This window comes from Stenotrophomonas maltophilia group sp. RNC7, from assembly GCF_030910085.1.
GTDB lineage: Bacteria > Pseudomonadota > Gammaproteobacteria > Xanthomonadales > Xanthomonadaceae > Stenotrophomonas > Stenotrophomonas sepilia.
Genome location: NZ_JAVFVN010000842.1, coordinates 1 through 559, shown reverse-complemented (window position 1 = coordinate 559; position 559 = coordinate 1). Strand labels below are relative to the sequence as shown.

The window sequence follows — 559 nt, the reverse complement described above, 5'->3', positions numbered from 1 at the left end:
ATTAGATATAGTGTTATTAATATAGATTTAGTTGTATATTTATATTTAAGACCAGGGGGATTAATCTTTTTATTTACTTTTAATGGCATGATTCGACAAAATGTTTATAGAAAATGATGTATTATGAAAGTAGCTGAAATTGATAGTTTTATTAGATGGGTATACGAAGGAGTAATAGCCAAAAGATTTATATTTTATTAATTTACTTTTAAGTGTAGATTGGAGGGGGAAATTTGTCATATACAGATTTGATTGAGAAAGCTGATAAAAAGTCACGAAGCACTTCAATTGCAATAAAAATTAGAGATATGATGAAGAATTTAAGACTAAGTTCTAATGAAGAGTCGCCACGAAGATGGGTATGGGAATTGCTTCAAAACGCTAAAGATGTATCATATCCAGACTCAAAAACTAAGGTGCAAATTGAACTTGACCTAAATTATAACTATTTGAAATTTAGTCATAATGGAAAGCCGTTTACTGCAGAAAATATTACATTTTTGGTTGGTCAAGTGTCGAGCAAGGAACAAGTACCGTACTCTGGAGTAGGACTAAAAGA

General features: G+C 30.2%; 1 protein-coding gene. It reads left to right on the top strand.

Annotated features, from left to right (window positions below; translation table 11 throughout):
* Positions 1 to 233: 233 nt before the first annotated feature.
* Positions 234 to 559 (top strand): ATP-binding protein (locus RCF13_RS20185; RefSeq protein WP_308141510.1); only part of this gene is annotated, 326 nt, incomplete at its 3' end.